We start from the raw sequence: 15,212 nt of genomic DNA, 5'->3' as shown, positions 1-15,212 counted from the left end.
TCGAGCCGTGCCCACCCTCGTTGCCGGAGTCGACTCGTCGACACAGTCCACCAAGGTCATCGTCTGCGACGCCGCGACCGGGGAGGTCCTGCGCGAGCAGCGGGCGGCCCACCCCGACGCGACGGAGGTCGACCCCTCGCTCTGGTGGCGCGCGTACGAGGAGGCGACGGCCGGCGGACTGCTCGACGGGGTCTCCGCGATCGCGGTCGCCGGGCAGCAGCACGGCATGGTCGTCCTCGACGAGGCGCGCGAGGTCATCCGCCCGGCCGTGCTCTGGAACGACACCCGATCAGCAGGTGCCGCAACGCAGCTCATCACCGAGCTCGGTGGTGGGCAGGTCTGGGCCGACGCCACCGGCACCGTGCCGATCGCCAGCATCACGGTCACCAAGCTGCGCTGGCTGGCCGAGCACGAGCCCGAGGCCGCCGCTCGGGTGCGGACCGTCCTGCTGCCGCACGACTGGCTGACCGCCAAGATCGTCGGCGGCGGCGACCTCGCCGGCGTCCGACTCGTGACCGACCGGGGTGACGCGTCGGGTACGGGCTACTGGTCACCGCACGAGGAGCGTTACCGCACAGACCTGCTCGAGCTCGGACTCGGGCACGTGCCCGACCTGCCCGACGTGCTCGGCCCGGCCGAGGCCGCCGGCACCACGGCCGGCGGACTGCTCGTGGGCGCCGGCACCGGCGACAACATGGGCGCCGCCCTCGGGCTCAGCCTCGGCCCCGGTGACATCGTCGTTTCGCTCGGCACCAGCGGCACCGTCTTCGGGGTCTCGGAGTCCTCGACGGCTGACCCGAGCGGACTGGTCGCAGGTTTTGCCGACGCCACCGGCCGCTTCCTCCCGCTCGTCTGCACACTCAACGCCGCCCGTGTCCTCACCTCGGTCGCCGTCATGGTGGGCACCGACCTGGCCGGCCTCGAACGACTTGCCCTGGCTGCCGCCCCGGGTGCCGGGGGGCTGTCCCTGCTGCCTTACCTCGACGGTGAGCGCACCCCCGACCTCCCCTCGGCGACAGGGACGCTCGGGGGCATGACCCGGGCCAACATGACGCCGAAGAACCTCGCCCGCGCCGCCGTCGAAGGGATGCTCTGCGGGCTCGCTGATGGCTTGGATGCGTTGCGGGACAACGGGGTTCCCGTTGCTCGCATCCTCCTCATCGGGGGCGCTGCACGGTCGACCGCGGTCCAGGCCGTCGCGACCGGCATCTTCGGGGCGCCTATCGAGGTGCCCGACCCAGGGGAGTACGTCGCGCTCGGCGCGGCCCGCCAGGCCGCCTGGGCTCTGGCGGCGTCGCGCGGTGAGGCGCCCGACCCCCCGGTGTGGGCGTTGCGTTCGACCGCGCTGCCCGACTCGGAGGGCGACTGGGCCGCCGACGTGAGGGCGGCATACGGGCGGCTGCGGCACACGGTCCACGGCCTCTGAGCCCGCAGTGTCACGCGCGTCACGCGGTCTGTCTGTAGGGAAACCGCCCCACGGCTGAGAGGATGAGGTGTTCACGAGACTCATCACCACGACGGGGTGCACCGACCACTGGGGCGCCTCCGAGCAACCGGAAGAGGACGTTCCACCATGAACATCGTCGTCTGCGTCAAGTACGTGCCGGACGCCCAGGCCGACCGCACCTTCAGCGTCGACAACACCACCGACCGCGCCGGCGTCGACGGTCTGCTGTCCGAGCTCGACGAGTATGCCGTCGAGGAGGCGCTCAAGATCGCCGAGGCCAACGACGGTGAGGTCACCATCCTCACCATCGGCCCCGACCGCGCCGCCGACGCCCTCAAGAAGGCGCTGCAGATGGGCGCACACAGGGCCGTCCACGTCAACGACGCGGCCATCCACGGTTCCGACGCGATCGCCACCTCGCTCGTCCTCGCCAAAGCGATCCAGAAGCTCGACCCCCAGCCCGACCTCGTGCTCACCGGTATGGCGTCGACCGACGGCACGATGGGTGTCGTCCCGACGATGCTCGCCGAGCGCCTCGGCCTGCCCGCGGTGACCTACGCCTCGGAGCTCACCGTCGCCGACGGCAAGGTGTCGGTTCGCCGTGACGGTGACCTCGCCTCGCAGACCATCGAGGCCACGTTGCCCGCGCTGGTGTCGGTGACCGACCAGATCAACGAGCCGCGCTACCCCTCGTTCAAGGGGATCATGGCGGCGAAGAAGAAGCCGGTCGACACGTGGACGCTCGCCGACCTCGGCGTCGACGCGGAGCTCGTCGGCCTTACCGCGGCCTGGACGACCGTCGAGTCGTTCTCGGCGCGCCCGCCGCGCCAGAAGGGCCAGATCGTCACCGACGAGGGCGATGGCGGCTCCAAGCTCGCGGTCTTCCTCGGCGAGCACAAGTTCCTCTGACCGGTCCTGGCACCGGCCGGTTCGACACCCACGACACCTGCACCACGACATCCCGCATTTAGGAGATCGAGACACCATGGCTGAAGTACTCGTCCTCGTCGAACACATCGACGGTCGGGTCCGCAAGACGACCGCCGAGCTGCTGACCATCGCCCGTCGACTGGGAGAGCCGGCGGCCGTGTTCGTCGGGAGCAACGTCGCGCAGGCGACGGACGTGCTCGCGAAGTACGGCGCGACGAAGATCTACCACTCCGACTCGGCCGACCTCGCGGACTACCTCGTCGTGCCCCAGGCCGAGTTCCTCGCGCAGATCGTCGCGCAGTCCTCGCCGGTGGCGGTCCTCATCCCCTCCTCGCCGGAGGGCAAGGAGGTCGCCGCCCGCCTCGCGGTCAAGACCGACTCCGGGCTGATCACCGACGCGGTCGACGTCCAGCTGGCCGACGGCAAGATCGTCACGACCCAGTCGGTCTTCGCCGGCTCCTACACCGTCGCCGCGACCGCCACGACCGGCACCGCGATCATCACCGTCAAGCCGAACTCCGCGCCCCCGCAGCAGCAGCCGGCCGAGAGCGTGGACACCCCTGTCGAGTTCGCGGCCTCCGACCTGGCCAAGACGGCACGGATCACCGCGAGCTCCCCGAAGGCGAAGTCCGGACGGCCCGAGCTCACCGAGGCCGCCATCGTGGTCTCCGGCGGCCGTGGGACCTCTGGCGACTTCTCCAAGGTCGAGGAGTTCGCCGACAGCCTCGGCGCCGCGGTCGGTGCGAGCCGCGCCGCGGTCGACGCCGGGTGGTATCCCCACACCTCGCAGGTCGGCCAGACCGGCAAGCAGGTCTCGCCGCAGCTGTATGTCGCCGTCGGCATCTCCGGCGCCATCCAGCACCGCGCCGGCATGCAGACCTCGAAGACGATCATCGCGGTCAACAAGGACGAGGAGGCGCCGATCTTCGAGCTCGTCGACTTCGGCGTCGTCGGCGACCTCTTCAACGTCCTGCCCCAGGCCACCGAGGCCGTCAAGACCGCCAAGGGCTGACTCGACAAGGGGACGCTTCGCGCGAGGACCGTTCCCGCACCCGCCGTCCCTTTATCGGGTCACCCGATAAAGGGACGCTCCCTGCGAGGACGGTTTTCCAGCGAAGCGTCCCCATGTCGGGTGAGCCCGTTGCCGCCGACGTCATGGGGCTCAGCTGACCTTGGTCGCGCCCAGCGAGAAGCTCAGGGGGACGCGTTCGGGGTGGTGGGTCAGACGCCACTCACCGAGGTCGTCACCGGTCATCCGCCCGGCGAACGGGCAGAACGGCACGCTGTCGTGCTCCTCGAGCAGGTCGAGGCGCAGTCCGTGCCGCAGCAGCGCGCTCACCGTCTCGCCGAGCCCGTGGCCCCATGAGTGCGTCGTCGTATGCGCGATGTGTCGATCCTCGTCGTCGGCCGGGGCCACGTAGGTGCTCGCCTGGTCCCAGACGACCGGCTCGGCGGTCTCGAAGTAGGCGTGGGTGGCGGTGAGCAGACCGGACGACTCGTCGACGTCGAGGGTATCGAGCACCGGGTGGGAATCGCGGATGAACAACCGGCCCCCGGGCCTCAGCACGCTGGCCACCACCTCGGCCCACCGGTCGACGGAGGGGAGCCAGCACCGGGCCCCGAGGCTGACGTAGACGAGGTCGAAGGTGCGCCCGCCGAGGGCGGCGGCCGCGGCATACACATCGGACTCGACGTAGTCGATGTCGGCTCCGACCGCTGCTGCGATCCGGCGTGCCTCGGCGAGTGAGGCGCCGGACAGGTCGAGGCCGGTCATGGTGGCGCCGAGCCGGGAGAGGGACAGGGTGTCGGTCCCGATGTGGCACTGGAGGTGCACGCCCTCGAGCCCGGCGACGTCGCCGAGGCGCGGCCGGTCGAAGCGGACGACACCGGACAGGAAGTCGGGGTCGTCGAGGAACCTCTGCACGTCGTAGTCCGGAGCTGCCGCGTGGATCGGCGCGCGGTCGTCCCAGTTGGCGCGGTTGATGGCGAGGTAGTCGGCGGCGGGGTCGGCGGACGTCACGACCGAACGGTATGGCGCTGTCCGGCCGTGCCGCCAGCGGTTTGACCCGCAGCGGCCCACGGCGAGTCGCTTGCCGTGGGGTCGCGGAGGTGGTGGGCTCGACCCGTGATCGACGTCAACCTCCTCACCGCGCAGCCCACGCTCTGCGGCGACCGGGTGCGTCTCGAGCCGATGGGGGTGCAGCACCTCGACGGGCTGTGGCCGATGTTCGCCGACGAGGACGTGCGGGCCGGGACGGGCACGATGCACCACTTCGCACGGGAGCAGATCCGGGCCGGGCTGGCCAAGGCGCGCGGCCGGGAGGACCGGGCCGACTGGGCGATCGTGCGTCTCGAGGACGGAGTCGTGCTCGGCGAAGTCGTCCTGATGGACCTCGACGAGGACAACGGGTCGATGACCTTCCGGATCGCGCTGCTCGGGCCCGAGGTCTTCGGGCACGGGTACGGCACGGAGACGACGCGGCTCGTCCGCGACTTCGCCCTCGGACCGCTCGGGCTGCACCGTCTCGCGCTCGAGGTCAACGCCTTCAACGCCGCGGCGATCGCGGTTTACACCAAGGTCGGTTTTGTCCTCGAAGGGGTCCGACGGGACGCCGCGCACCGCGACGGCGAGTGGTACGACGTCCACGACATGGCGATGCTCGTGACCGACCCCCGCCCCTGAGGCTGCGAAGTGGCTCGACTCCGAGTCGAGTGGGCCACGGGCTCGCCGTCCCTGGTCATCGCGGTAGATGAGGCCCCCGCCCACCCGGGTCCGCTCCATGGGGGGGAGCAGAGGTCTCGGGCTGCGGGTCAGGGCGGGGGCCTCGGAAGGGGGCGGGCGGGGGTGCCGCCCCCGGCTGGGGGATCGACCGGGCGACGTCGGCCGACGGGGGTCGACGAGGATCGACGAGGGTCGAGAACCGACCTCAGTCGGCGCCGATGTGCTGCCCGGCCGGACGGTAGAGGGACACGTCGCGGCACCCGGTGGTGCCGTGGGTCGGTCGGATGCTGCGCAGGCGACGCCGACGTCGATGTTCGGACACGAAGTGTCGGACGCACGTGTTGTGAACCACTGATCGCATGGTGTGCTCCTTCGCCCAAGGAGGCGGGCCCGACTCTGGACTCACCGCTCGTACCCTTCCAACGACGAGGACGGCAATGAGTTATGTCTGAGATACCCACTATTGTTCAAGCGACCCCGGAAAGGCGGCACCGACCGTCGGAACGGGACTCGTCTGAACTCTTCAACCCAGCTGAGGACTCGTGCCGGCGAGGATGACCCGGCTCGACGGGCCCCTCTCGTGGAGTGGCCGGGCGCGAGCATACGCCGCGAAGTCTAAGATCTACAGGGTGCGCCACTACCTCGACCACGCGGCGACGACGCCCATGCGCGCCGCGGCGATCGAGGCGATGGCGGCGCAGCAGCAGCTCGTCGGCAACGCCTCGTCACTGCACACGTCGGGACGCGCGGCCCGTCGCGTGGTCGAGGAGTCGCGGGAGTCCATCGCCGGAGCGATCGGCTGCCGTCCGTCCGAGGTGGTCTTCACCTCGGGGGGCACGGAGTCCGACAACCTCGCGATCCAGGGCACGTTCGCCGCGCGACGCGACGCCGGGCGCGTCCGCTTGCTCGTCAGCGCGATCGAGCACCATGCGGTGCTCGACTGCGTCGACTTCCTCGTCGCCCACGAGGGGGCCAAGGTCACCTGGCTGGACTGCGACGCGTCCGGGGTGGTCCATCCCGAGACCGTGCAGCGGGCCGTCGAGGAGGATCCCGACTCGGTGGCACTCGTGTCGCTCATGTGGGCCAACAACGAGGTCGGCACGGTGCAGGACGTCGCGGCGGCGGCGGCGGTCGCCCACGAGTTCGGCATCCCCCTGCACACCGACGCGGTGCAGGCCCTGGGGCACCTGCCTCTCGACGTCGCGTCCTCGGACGTCGACCTGATGTCGCTGACCGGTCACAAGGTCGGCGGCCCCGTCGGCGTGGGGGCCCTGGTGCTCAAGCGAAGTGCGACGATCGTCCCCCTCAGCCACGGTGGTGGCCAGGAGCGGGGGGTGCGCAGCGGGACCCTCGACGTCGCCGCCATCCGGGCCTTCGCGGTGGCGGTCGATGCCGCGGCCCGCGAACTGCTCTCTGAGAGCTCGCGCCTCGTCGGGTTGCGCGACTGGCTCATCTCCGGGGCGATGGCGCTCGGCTACGACATCGAGGCGGGCGGGACCTGGGTCGCCGGTGACGCGACCACCCGGCTCCCGGGCAACGCCCACCTCATCGTGCCGGGGTGCGAGGGCGACTCCCTGCTCTACCTCCTCGACGCGGCCGGCATCGAGTGCTCGACCGGCTCGGCCTGCCAGGCCGGTGTGCCGCAGCCGAGCCATGTGCTGCTGGCGATGGGTCTGACCGAGCAGCGGGCTCGCGGCGCCCTCCGCGTGACGCTGGGGCACACGTCCACCAGCGACGACGTCGAGGCCTTCCTCGGCGCGCTGCCCGCCGCCGTCGAGCGCGCCCGCCGGGCCGCCGGGTCGCGCTGATGCGCGTCGTCGCCGCGATGAGCGGCGGGGTCGACTCGGCCGTCGCCGCCTCGCGGATGGTCGAAGCCGGCCACGAGGTCGTCGGCGTGCACCTGGCGTTGAGCCAGAACGCCGCGACCCTGCGCGAGAGCGCCCGCGGGTGCTGCACCATCGAGGACGCCGGCGACGCGCGCCGGGTCGCCGACGTGCTCGGCATCCCGTTCTACGTGTGGGACATGGCCACTCGGTTCCGCCGCGACGTCGTGGACGACTTCGTCGCGGAGTATGCCGCGGGGCGGACGCCCAACCCCTGCCTGCGCTGCAATGAGAAGATCAAGTTCGCGGCGCTCCTCGACAAGGCGCTCGCTCTCGGGTTCGACGCCGTCGCGACGGGACACTACGCGCAGGTCGTCGAGACCCCCGGTGGTCGCCGTGAGCTGCACCGGGCGGTCGACCCGGCGAAGGACCAGTCCTACGTCCTCGGCGTCCTCGACGCCGCGCAGCTGGCCCGATCGTTCTTCCCACTCGGCGACACGACGAAGCCCGAGATCCGCGAGGAGGCCCGCGCCAGAGGCTTCTTCGTCGCGAGCAAGCCCGACAGCCACGACGTCTGCTTCATCGCCGACGGTGACACGAAGGGCTGGCTGACCGCGCGTCTCGGAGAGCAGCCCGGCGACATCGTCGATGCCGACGGCGCGGTCGTGGGGCGGCATACCGGCGCCTACTCCTACACCGTCGGACAGCGCCGTGGGCTCGGCCTGGCGAAGGACACCCTGGACGGCGAGCCGCGCTACGTCCTGCAGGTCGAGGCCAGCACCAACACCGTCGTCATCGGCACCCGCGACCTGCTCGGCGTCGATGCTGTCACGGGGTCGCACGCCCGGTGGTGCGGTCCGCCGCCCGAGGGTGTCATCTCCGTCGGCGCGCAGGTGCGCGCCCACGGCGAGGAGGTGCCCGCGACCGCCTGGGCGGACGGCGAGGTCGTGCACGTGCGCCTCGACGAGCGGGTCCGTGGCGTCGCCCCCGGGCAGTCGGTCGTGCTCTACGACGGCACGCGCGTCGTCGGTTCCGCGACGATCACCGACGCGGCGCTCAGCACCCGCCCGAAGCCCTGATCGCCGGTATGCCGTGGGCACACCACCGCCCACCCGCCTCGTTCCGAACACCTGTTCTGTCGAGTTCCCGGGATCCGCAGACCCTGAGACTTGACAGAACGTGTGTTCGGAACGGAGGTGGGGTGGGGGGTCGCGGCGAGGGTTGGCTCAGACGACGTCGAGCCAGTCGTGACCGGGGTGGGCGCGGGCGATGTTCTCCCGCAACGCTGCTCGTTGCCCGGCGGACATCCGCGGCAGGGCCGCCCGCAGGTCGAGCTCGTCCTTGGGTCGCTGCTGACGCGCCTTGAAGAGGAGGACCACCTCGGGAACGAGGAAACAGACGCCGGCGTCGTCGACCCACGTCACGTCGTCGAGGTCGGCGGTGAACCACTCGTGCCGGCGCGACTGCCATCGGCCGTCGACCTGGGGAGTCGGGATGGCGTCGAGCACCCATGGGGCCAGGGCGTGTTCGCGCAGCCACACCTGGGCGAGGGGTTCGAGGGGCGCGGGCGAGGTGTCGGAGGCGACCCGGAGGGTGCCGCCGTCGTTGCACCACACGTGGTACCGGTCCTTGACCTGATCGCGGAAGGCCGGAAAAGCGTTGGGGAAGAACGAGATGTCGAGATCCTCGTGGACGCGGTGCACGCCGGAGAACGCTTCGATCGCCTGACCGCCGACCACCCACCACGGCTCGTCGAACCCCGCGAGCAGCCGGGCGATGCCGTCGAGATCGAGGGGTTCCCACGGGCCGTAGAGCCGCCAGAAGGCGAGGTCCTCCTCGTCGGGCTCCCACGCGCTCGTCATCACGCCGCCGTATCCGCCGGGTGCCCTCGCGGGGGTGACGCCCGCGAGCAGCCGGTGAGGCACCCGGCATACGGTGGGGGCATGCCGCGAACCGTTGCCACGAACACCTCCGTCGACCGCGAGGCGATGCTCGACTTCATCCGTCCGCGCCACCAGATGGTGCTGTCGACCTTCCGTCGGGACGGGTTCCCGCAGAGCTCGCCGGTGACCGCCGGTGTCGACGAGGCAGGCCGGATCGTCGTCGCGAGCTATCCCGAACGAGCCAAGTCCCGCAACGCGACCCGCGATCCGCGCGCGAGCGTGCTGGTGCTGTCGGACGACTTCGGCGGCGCCTGGGTCCAGGTCGACGGCCGCGCCGAGGTCATCGAGCTCCCTGACGCCGTCGAGCCGCTCGTCGACTACTTCCGCTCGATCTCGGGGGAGCACTCGGACTGGGACGACTACCGCCGGGCGATGGTGGAGCAGGGCAAATGCCTCATCCGGGTCACCCCTGAGCGGTGGGGTCCGATCGCGACGGGCGGCTTCCCGCCCCGGCTGCCGAACGACTGACGGACCGGACGGAAGGGGTCGGACAGCGACAGCGAGGTCAGTCACGGCTAACCCGACTACGGGTGGTGCGGCGGCGGTAGGGTGACGAGCGCACGAGGGGTAACGGAGCGACGAGGACGGCGGCAGGGATGGACGCCCACGGGACGATCGACTCGCCAGGTGCCGGTGCGCCCCGCACCCGTGAGCACGAGCTCGTCCGGCCGGTTCGCAAGCTGTGTATGGCTTTTCCTTCGACGCAGGAGCGGCTGAGCCACGGCGAGCCCGCTTGGTTCGTCGGCGGGAAGAGGATGTTCCTCATGTTCGCCGACCACCATCACGACGACCGGGTCGCCTTCTGGGCGGCGGCCGAGGACGGCGTCCAGCGCCACCTTCTCGAGGACCAGCCCGCCGCCTTCTTCCTGCCGCCCTACGTCGGCGCCCGGGGCTGGATCGGGGTGTGGCTCGACCGTCCGGGGGTCGACTGGGACCGCGTCGAGCTGCTCGTGGACGAGGCCTGGCGCTGGATCGCCGGGCCGCGCCTGGTCAAGGCCCACGACACCCAGCGGTGAGTTGAGCGCGTTGAGCCGGAGCCAGCGGTGAGCCAGCCACGGCAGTCCCTCGAGCTCGTCCTCGCGAGGGCTGACGACGAGGCGATTCGCGTTGTCTGGCAACGACTTTCGCAAGCTGGGCTGCCGAGCCTGCACGACCATCGGTCATCGTCCAACCGTCCGCACCTCACCCTCGTCACCTCGCCCGTCATCACTCCCGATCAGGAGCGGCAGCTCGCGGCCATCGTGAGCGGGCACCTCCCGATCCGGACGGGGTGGGGTGCGGTGACGACCTTCGGTCCAGGCCCGTATGCCGCGGTGCGCCTCGTGCGTCCCTCGCCCGAGATGCTCGCCCTGCACGGCGAGCTGGCCGGCATACTCGAGATCCCGGACGGCGAGCTCACGGCGCCGGCCCGCTGGACACCGCACGTGTCCTTCGCCATGCGCGTCCCGGCGGACCAGCGCGACGCGGTCGTCGCCTGCCTGTCCGAGCCGGCGCCGGAGGCGAGCGCGGTCCTGACGTGGGCCTCCGCCCGGCGGTGGGACGCTGTCGCCCGCCGCGAGTGGCGCCTCTGACCCTCGACGTGTGGCGGTGAGATCCGGGCAGTTCGGCCATGCGCGGGACGACTCGCCGTCGCCAGCCGCAACAAGTGGGTATGAGAGGGGGCATGGCAACGATTCGCACCGGCACCAAGGTCAGCTGGAACACCTCTCAGGGTCCGACCCACGGGAAGGTGGTCAAGAAGCACACCTCCGACTTCACCTTCGACGGCCAGCACTTCACACCCACCGACGACGACCCCTACTGGATCGTCGAGTCGGAGAAGACCGGCGCCAAAGCCGCGCACAAGGAGTCCGCCCTGACGCGGACGTGAAGCGCACGCGCTCCCGGGCCCAGGGCCGGTGCGTTTCTCATCACGTGACCACTTCTGCGCGCGCTCCCGGGCCAGCCCGCGACGGCCGCTAGAGTCACAATGTGACGACGGCGAGCGGCATCGGGTCCTGGCCGGGCACGGACATCCGCGAGACGCTGCGGCAGGTGCGCGACACCCTCGGCGGGCTGGGGCCCTCCGAGCGCCCGACCACCCGTGGGGCCAGCGAGGCCCGAGACCGGGCCCAGGACCGCGACGCCCCCGACGTCCACGGTCTCCCCTACCTCCCCGAGCTCCCCGAGCGCGGGCCCGGCGCTGACCTCATCGGCCGCTCCCTCGGCCTCCTCGTGGAGCTCCCGGTCGATCTCCAACCGTCCGGCTGGCGGCTCACCGACCGACCCGGTCGGGACGCCGGCCGCACCGCGTCCCTGCTCCGTCAGGACCTCGACGAGCTCGCCGAGGCCTTCGACGGGTGGGTGGGTCCGTTCAAGGTCCAGGTCGCCGGGCCGTGGACCCTCGCCGCCGGGGTCTGGTTGCCGCGCGGCGACCGGGTCCTCGTCGACGAGGGCGGCCGCCGCGACCTCGTCGAGTCCCTCGCCGAAGGCGTGCGGGTGCACCTCGAGGACGTCCGACGGCTGGTCCCCGGGGCCGAGGTCGTCCTGCAGATCGACGAACCGTCCCTGCCCGCCGTGCTCGAAGGCCGGGTCACGACCGCCTCGGGCTTCGGGAGGGTGCGAGCGCTCGACCCGCAGGAGGCTCTGGCCGGGCTGCGGGCCGTGGTCGGCGCCGCCGGCGGGGGCGAGACGGTGATCCATTGCTGCGCACCCGACCTTCCCCTGCCGCTGCTGCGCCAGACCGGTGCCGGGATCTCTACCGACACCAGCCTGCTCACCCCCCGCGGCTGGGAGGGCGTGGCGCTGGCTCTGGAGGACGGCCTGCGCCTGTATGCCGGGTGCGTCCCCACGTCCGGGACCGCCCGCGCGACCGACCTCGCCGACACCCTCGCCGAGGCCTGGTCGCGGGTCGGCCTGGCCCCGCGCGGTCTCGACGACCTCGTCGTCACCCCGGCCTGCGGGCTCGGCACCCTCACACTTCCGGCCGCCCGCAGCGTCTCCCAGACATGCATCGACACCGCCACCGCCCTGACCGAACGCGCTCTCGCCTGAGCCTGCCCCGATGACCGTCCCGCGCATCCCCTGGCAGGCCAAGTTCGTTGCCCTGGCGTTGATCTGGGGCGCGAGCTTCCTGCTGATGAAGGTCGGCCTGGAGTCCCTCGCACCCCTCCAGATCGCCACCCTCCGGGTGCTCTCCGGGGCCGTCACCGTGCTCCTGGTCGGGTCCCTCCTCGGCGCGAAGCTGCCCCGGGAGCGACGGATCTGGTTGCATCTCGCGGTGTCGGGCCTGTGCCTGTGCTCCCTGCCGTTCACCCTCTTCCCGCTGGGGGAGCAGCGCGTCTCCTCCGCCCTCGCCGGCATCGGCAACGCGACGACACCCCTGGCCACGGTGGTCTTCTCGATGCTGCTCATCCCCGCCGACCGGTTGGGCGCCCGAAGGATCCTGTCCGTGCTCATCGGCTTCGTCGGGGTCGTCGTCATCCTGCAGCCCTGGCAGACTTCGGGCCGCCCCGACCTGTTCGGTTTCGGGATGACGCTGGTCGCGGGGGCGTCCTACGGACTGGGCTGGACCTACCTCAAGCGCAGTCTCGGTCCCGCAGACGTCGGGGGGCTCGGCCTCCCGGCGGCCCAGCTGACGATGTCGTCGGTCCAGCTCGTCGTCGTGACCACGGTCTGGTGGGTGCTCCACCCCGACGGCCTTGCGGCCCCGTGGTCACCCGTCGGCGGAAGCACCCACGTGGTGGCGTCCGTCGTCGCGGTCCTGGCCCTCGGCGTCGTCGGGACCGGACTCGCCTTCGCCCTGCAGTTCGACGTCGTCCGGGCGGTCGGACCGACCGTGGGGGCCTCGGTGACCTACGTCATCCCCGTCGTCGCCGTGGGGCTGGGGGTCACCTTCCTCCACGAGCGCCTCCAGTGGCCGCAGGTCGTCGGTGCCGCTATCGTCCTCGCCGCGGCCGTCGTCATCGGTATGCCGCCGCGACGCCAGCCGTCGCGGCCGGCCGCAGCCGAGACCATCAGGCAGTGAGGGTGATGAGGGTCAGGCGGCGAGCGCGGTGACGGTCAGGCGGCGAGTGCCGACCCCTTCTTGAACTGGGCGAAGGGGATGTTCCAGTCGGTCCAGCCGTTGCCCGGCTCCAGGGTGCGGCTCGTGCCCGTGACGACGACGGGGTCGCCCACCTGGACCTGCCCGAACAGCCACGCGGCGTTGCTCGTGCTCATGCCGATGCAGCCGTGGCTGACGTTGGCGTGCCCCTGGCTGCCCACGGACCACGGCGCCGCGTGGAGGAACTCGCCGGAGTTGGTCTCGCGCATCGCGAACCGCACGTCGGGGATGTTGTAGTAGTTCGGGTCGCCGGGCTCGATGCCCACCGTGTTGGCGTCCATCCGGAGGGTCGAGAACTTCTCCATGATGACCTTGGTGCCGCTGCGCGACGAGAACCCGTTCTTGCCCCCGGTGACGGGGATCGTCTTGGCGACCTGGCCGTCGATGACGACGTTCAGCTGGTCGGTGGCGAGGTTGGCCTGCATGACGACCGAGCGCCCGACGGTGAACCCGCCGCTGAGCGATGTCTGCCCGTAGATGCCGTTGCCGGCGGACACGCTCTTGATGGCGACGTCGACCTTGACCTTCGTGCCCGGCTGCCAGTAGGTCGCGGGACGGTAGTGGACCTCGTTGTTGCTGACCCAGCTCCACGACCCCACCTGCACCGGCGTCGAGGTGACGGTGAGATGCTGCTCGATGCTCTTGCGGTCGGTGACCGGCACGTCGAAGCGGACGATGACCGGCATCGCGATGCCGACCGTGGCGCCGTTGGCCGTGAGGGTGGGGTAGGTCTGCTGCTTCAGCGAGAGCTTCTGGGTGGTGAAGGTCGAGCTCTGCGTCGCGGTGACCCCGTCGACGTTCTTCCCGGTCATCGCGAGGGCGTAGGTGGCTCCCGGCTCGAGGAGGCTGTTGGCCGTCCACGTGGCGCCGGCGGGGTCGAGGGTGCCCTCGACGGCGACGGTCGTGCCCTTCTTCGGGTCGCGGTAGGTCATCGCGACGCCGGTAACGGTCCCTCCGGCGGCGCCGACCTTGACGACGGTGTCGACGGGCACGGCCTGGCCCGACGTGACGCTCGCCGTGAGGGCCACCGCGGGCGCGCTCGTGGTTGTCGTCGGACCGGACGCGGTCGTCGTGCGCGTCGTCGGGGCGTTCGAGGCGCTGGACGGCGACACCACCGAGCAGGCGCCCAGGGTGCCGGTGAGGGCCACGGCCACGCCGAGCAGGACGAGGCGGCGGGGATGGGTGGCGGACACCTGGGACCAACTCTCCGGAACGGCGGCAAGGCAACGGACAACACGGATGGACCGTGAGCGGACCCCGCCCACCCCGCCAGTGTGAGCCCCGGAAGGCCGATGTCCAAATCTGTGGGACCCTCTGCCGTGTCGCGTGTCGAACGTGACGGGATCCTCCTGCGACGGGTGTGCGAGGTCCTCCTGCCGGTGGTCAGTCCCCTCGCGCCAGCAGGGCGAGCACCCTCTCCAGGTCGCCCAACGACCGGGCCGCCTCGGGTGAGAGCCGCGCGAGCTCGGAGCGGGCGACCCGGGCGTAGACCGCCGCCATCCCCTCGAAGAGCTCCGGACTCGCTCCGGCCACTCCCTGGGTCTGCGCGATCTGCTCCATCTCGGCGACGAACCGGCTGCTCTTGGACGCGGCGAGGGCGATCGCGCGGCCCGCCTGCCGCGCCCGGTCGGGCTCGGACTCGGCGAGGTCCGCCAGGACGACGTCGGTGACCCCGAGCGCGTGCGCCGTCTCCAGCGCCTGGAGCCAGAGCGCCGTCGTCCCCTTGTAGACCGACGCCGTGCACATCTTGACGCCCGAGGCCTGGCCCGGATCGGGCCCCACCACACGGGTGCGGAAGCCGTCGCGGGCGAGACCCGCGACCCAGTCGGCCCGCTCGCCCGAGAGGTAGACCATCGTCGACTGCGTCGGGTCGGCGCCGGACACGGGTGGCCCTCCGCTCACGGCGCCGTCGACGAACCCGCACCCGGCACCGGTCGTCCGCGACGCCAGGCCGGCGACGGTCGTGGGGGAGAGGGCGTTGGCGTCGAGGACCACCGGAGCGACGCCGCTCCGGTTCGCGGCTGCGAGGACCGCCTCGAGCACCGGCCCCGCCCGGTCCGGCGGGCAGATGCTCACCACGAGGTCGGCGACCGCGACGACGGCGTCGAGGTCGGGCAGGAGCTCGAGGTCCTCGGCGAGCAGGCGGGTGCGCTCGCTCCGACCCGAGACCGTGGCCACGACCCGGTGCCCGCCGGCCTGCCAGCACCGGCCGAGCGCTGATCCCATGGCCCCCGGCGACACGATCGCGATGGTCGACATGCCG

General features: G+C 71.6%; 16 protein-coding genes. 12 read left to right on the top strand and 4 right to left on the bottom strand.

Features of this window, described 5'->3' with window-relative positions; genetic code table 11:
• Positions 1 to 7: 7 nt before the first annotated feature.
• From xylB to Q0R63_RS21735, 3 genes are all read left to right on the top strand, one after another.
• Entirely contained in the window at positions 8 to 1,426 is a 1,419-nt protein-coding gene (gene xylB / locus Q0R63_RS21745) for a xylulokinase (protein WP_295702078.1), read from the top strand.
• Positions 1,427 to 1,573: 147 nt separating this feature from the next.
• The gene (locus Q0R63_RS21740) at positions 1,574 to 2,356 is read left to right on the top strand and encodes an electron transfer flavoprotein subunit beta/FixA family protein (protein ID WP_295702077.1); all 783 of its coding nucleotides are present in this window, start codon (positions 1,574 to 1,576) and stop codon (positions 2,354 to 2,356) included.
• 76 nt (positions 2,357 to 2,432) lie between these two features.
• Entirely contained in the window at positions 2,433 to 3,389 is a 957-nt protein-coding gene (locus Q0R63_RS21735) for an electron transfer flavoprotein subunit alpha/FixB family protein (RefSeq protein ID WP_295702076.1), read from the top strand.
• 150 nt (positions 3,390 to 3,539) lie between these two features.
• On the opposite strand, the gene Q0R63_RS21730 is transcribed toward Q0R63_RS21735, so the two are convergent.
• Complete coding sequence (locus Q0R63_RS21730) at positions 3,540 to 4,397, bottom strand: class I SAM-dependent methyltransferase (RefSeq protein ID WP_295702075.1); 858 nt, start codon at positions 4,395 to 4,397, stop codon at positions 3,540 to 3,542.
• Between the two features lie 105 nt (positions 4,398 to 4,502).
• Between Q0R63_RS21730 and Q0R63_RS21725 the strand changes: the two genes are divergently transcribed.
• The 3 genes from Q0R63_RS21725 (at position 4,503) to mnmA (ending at position 8,001) form a co-directional block, all read left to right on the top strand.
• Positions 4,503 to 5,060, top strand: a complete 558-nt coding sequence (locus tag Q0R63_RS21725; RefSeq protein ID WP_295702074.1) for a GNAT family protein — start codon at positions 4,503 to 4,505, stop codon at positions 5,058 to 5,060.
• A 668-nt stretch (positions 5,061 to 5,728) separates the two neighbouring features.
• A complete protein-coding gene (locus Q0R63_RS21720; protein WP_295702073.1) occupies positions 5,729 to 6,907 on the top strand; it encodes a cysteine desulfurase family protein in 1,179 nt (392 codons plus the stop codon).
• Positions 6,907 to 8,001, top strand: coding sequence for a tRNA 2-thiouridine(34) synthase MnmA (mnmA, locus tag Q0R63_RS21715; RefSeq protein WP_295702072.1), 1,095 nt, complete (start codon positions 6,907 to 6,909; stop codon positions 7,999 to 8,001). The genes Q0R63_RS21720 and mnmA overlap by 1 nt, the downstream gene beginning before the upstream one ends.
• A gap of 147 nt (positions 8,002 to 8,148) precedes the next feature.
• Here the strand turns inward: mnmA and Q0R63_RS21710 are convergent, their stop codons facing one another.
• Complete coding sequence (locus Q0R63_RS21710; protein ID WP_295702071.1) at positions 8,149 to 8,847, bottom strand: hypothetical protein; 699 nt, start codon at positions 8,845 to 8,847, stop codon at positions 8,149 to 8,151.
• Between the two features lie 18 nt (positions 8,848 to 8,865).
• Between Q0R63_RS21710 and Q0R63_RS21705 the strand changes: the two genes are divergently transcribed.
• The 6 genes from Q0R63_RS21705 to Q0R63_RS21680 all read left to right on the top strand — a co-directional run bounded on the left by Q0R63_RS21705 (position 8,866) and on the right by Q0R63_RS21680 (position 12,871).
• On the top strand, positions 8,866 to 9,333 hold the full coding sequence (locus Q0R63_RS21705) for a PPOX class F420-dependent oxidoreductase (RefSeq protein ID WP_295702070.1): 468 nt from the start codon (positions 8,866 to 8,868) through the stop codon (positions 9,331 to 9,333).
• Positions 9,334 to 9,551: 218 nt separating this feature from the next.
• A complete protein-coding gene (locus Q0R63_RS21700) occupies positions 9,552 to 9,881 on the top strand; it encodes an MmcQ/YjbR family DNA-binding protein (protein ID WP_295702069.1) in 330 nt (109 codons plus the stop codon).
• Positions 9,882 to 9,908: 27 nt separating this feature from the next.
• On the top strand, positions 9,909 to 10,436 hold the full coding sequence (locus tag Q0R63_RS21695) for a 2'-5' RNA ligase family protein (protein ID WP_295702068.1): 528 nt from the start codon (positions 9,909 to 9,911) through the stop codon (positions 10,434 to 10,436).
• 92 nt (positions 10,437 to 10,528) lie between these two features.
• Positions 10,529 to 10,735 (top strand): DUF2945 domain-containing protein, encoded by a 207-nt coding sequence (locus tag Q0R63_RS21690; protein ID WP_295702067.1) that lies wholly within the window; start codon positions 10,529 to 10,531, stop codon positions 10,733 to 10,735.
• Positions 10,736 to 10,836: 101 nt separating this feature from the next.
• Positions 10,837 to 11,898, top strand: coding sequence for a methionine synthase (locus Q0R63_RS21685; RefSeq protein WP_295702066.1), 1,062 nt, complete (start codon positions 10,837 to 10,839; stop codon positions 11,896 to 11,898).
• Between the two features lie 10 nt (positions 11,899 to 11,908).
• A complete protein-coding gene (locus Q0R63_RS21680; protein WP_295702065.1) occupies positions 11,909 to 12,871 on the top strand; it encodes a DMT family transporter in 963 nt (320 codons plus the stop codon).
• 35 nt (positions 12,872 to 12,906) lie between these two features.
• On the opposite strand, the gene Q0R63_RS21675 is transcribed toward Q0R63_RS21680, so the two are convergent.
• Positions 12,907 to 14,142, bottom strand: coding sequence for an Ig-like domain-containing protein (locus Q0R63_RS21675; protein ID WP_295702064.1), 1,236 nt, complete (start codon positions 14,140 to 14,142; stop codon positions 12,907 to 12,909).
• A gap of 190 nt (positions 14,143 to 14,332) precedes the next feature.
• Positions 14,333 to 15,208, bottom strand: coding sequence for an NAD(P)-dependent oxidoreductase (locus Q0R63_RS21670; protein WP_295702062.1), 876 nt, complete (start codon positions 15,206 to 15,208; stop codon positions 14,333 to 14,335).
• Between the last annotated feature and the right edge of the window lie 4 nt (positions 15,209 to 15,212).

It is taken from the genome of Lapillicoccus sp. (genome assembly GCF_025353065.1).
GTDB lineage: Bacteria > Actinomycetota > Actinomycetes > Actinomycetales > Dermatophilaceae > Lapillicoccus.
Note: the sequence above shows the minus strand (reverse complement) of the source record. Positions and strands in the feature narration are given on the sequence as shown.

What these genes read in the sequence shown, in the direction of transcription:
- Q0R63_RS21740 (WP_295702077.1), top strand. Translation starts at nt 1,574, where the DNA reads ATGAACATCGTCGTCTGCGTCAAGTACGTGCCGGACGCCCAGGCCGAC.
- Q0R63_RS21735 (WP_295702076.1), top strand. Translation starts at nt 2,433, where the DNA reads ATGGCTGAAGTACTCGTCCTCGTCGAACACATCGACGGTCGGGTCCGC.
- mnmA (WP_295702072.1), top strand. Translation starts at nt 6,907, where the DNA reads ATGCGCGTCGTCGCCGCGATGAGCGGCGGGGTCGACTCGGCCGTCGCC.
- Q0R63_RS21705 (WP_295702070.1), top strand. Translation starts at nt 8,866, where the DNA reads ATGCCGCGAACCGTTGCCACGAACACCTCCGTCGACCGCGAGGCGATG.
- Q0R63_RS21700 (WP_295702069.1), top strand. Translation starts at nt 9,552, where the DNA reads ATGGCTTTTCCTTCGACGCAGGAGCGGCTGAGCCACGGCGAGCCCGCT.
- Q0R63_RS21690 (WP_295702067.1), top strand. Translation starts at nt 10,529, where the DNA reads ATGGCAACGATTCGCACCGGCACCAAGGTCAGCTGGAACACCTCTCAG.
- Q0R63_RS21680 (WP_295702065.1), top strand. Translation starts at nt 11,909, where the DNA reads ATGACCGTCCCGCGCATCCCCTGGCAGGCCAAGTTCGTTGCCCTGGCG.
- Q0R63_RS21670 (WP_295702062.1), bottom strand. Translation starts at nt 15,208, where the DNA reads ATGTCGACCATCGCGATCGTGTCGCCGGGGGCCATGGGATCAGCGCTC.